This is a genomic window from Microbacterium sp. MPR-TSA4 (assembly GCF_058792815.1).
The window spans coordinates 158,642-159,807 of sequence record NZ_JBXAFF010000002.1; the positions used below are offsets into that span (position 1 = coordinate 158,642).

The 1,166-nt window shown below is 70.5% G+C and carries 1 protein-coding gene; it reads left to right on the forward strand.

Annotated features, from left to right (window positions below; all coding sequences use genetic code 11):
• Positions 1 to 49 precede the first annotated feature (49 nt).
• On the forward strand, positions 50 to 1,135 hold the full coding sequence (locus AC1Q49_RS02055; RefSeq protein WP_492490792.1) for a GNAT family N-acetyltransferase: 1,086 nt from the start codon (positions 50 to 52) through the stop codon (positions 1,133 to 1,135).
• The last annotated feature ends 31 nt before the right edge of the window (positions 1,136 to 1,166 follow it).

The following is a 1,166-nucleotide window of genomic DNA, read 5'->3' on the forward strand; positions in this document are numbered from 1 at the left end:
GGGGCCCCCCCCCCCCCCCCCCCCCGGCCCTCACCACCAAGGAGAGAACATGACCACCACCGCCGCGGAGCTCCGCTTCCGCCCCTTGAACGTCCCGACATCGATGAGCGGTGACGACGCTGCCGACTTCCGCGAGTTCACCCGGGTGCGCAACCTCGTCTACCGCGAGATCGCCGGCAACGACGACGACGCGCTGACGCCGGAGGAGCTGCTCCCCCACTACCAGCCGGATCCGGACGAGATCCGCATCGCCTGGATGGCGCTGTCCGACGGCGAGGTCGTCGGCCGTGTCGGCATCGACATCCCGCTCGAGAGCGGGTCGCGCAACGCCTTCTGGCTGGTGGAGCTGCTCGCCTCGCACCACGGGCGCGGCATCGGCTCCGCCGGCTACGCGCTCATCGAAGAGGCGGCGCGCGCACACGGGCGCACCGTCCTGCAGTCGTGGGCGCAACATCCCGACGCCGCGGGCGAGCGCCTGCAGGCGCCGACCGGGTTCGGCTCGATCCCGAAGGACCACGCGGCGCGCTTCTACCTGCGCCACGGCTACGCCCTCGAGCAGATCGAGCGTCAGAGCGAACTCGATCTGCCCGCGAGCGACGCCACAGTGGCCCGGCTCCTCGACGAGGCGGCCTCGGCGTCGGCGGGCTATCGCGTCGTGCAGTGGCAGGCGCCGACACCGGCGGAGTATGCCGAGGGGTTCGCCTGGATGAAGTCGCGCATGTCCACGGACGCCCCCAGCGCCGATCTCGAGTTCGACGAGGAGGTGTGGGATGCCGAGCGTCTCGCGCGTCACGATGCGAAGTACGCCGAGTCGGGTCGCATCAAGCTCGTGACCGCTGCCCAGCACATCGGCACCGGCGCGCTCGTGGCCTTCAACGAGCTCGTGCTCGGCACCGATCCGACCGGGCCCAGCCACCAGGAAGACAACCTCGTGCTCCGTGAGCACCGGGGACACAAGCTCGGTCAGCTGGTCAAGTGCGCCGGTCTGCGGACCTGGCGCAGCGAGATCGCCCCGGCATCCCCGAAGGTCATCACCTACAACGCCGAGGAGAACCGGCCGATGCTGGACATCAACGAGGCCATCGGCTTCGTGCCGGTGGCCTACAACGGGGCGTGGAAGAAGGTGCTCGCGTGAGTCGCCGGGTCGGCGCCGCTCATCGCAGCGG

Bases quoted from the DNA above. Each gene is read 5' to 3' on its own strand.
- AC1Q49_RS02055 (WP_492490792.1), top strand. From the start codon at position 50: ATGACCACCACCGCCGCGGAGCTCCGCTTCCGCCCCTTGAACGTCCCG.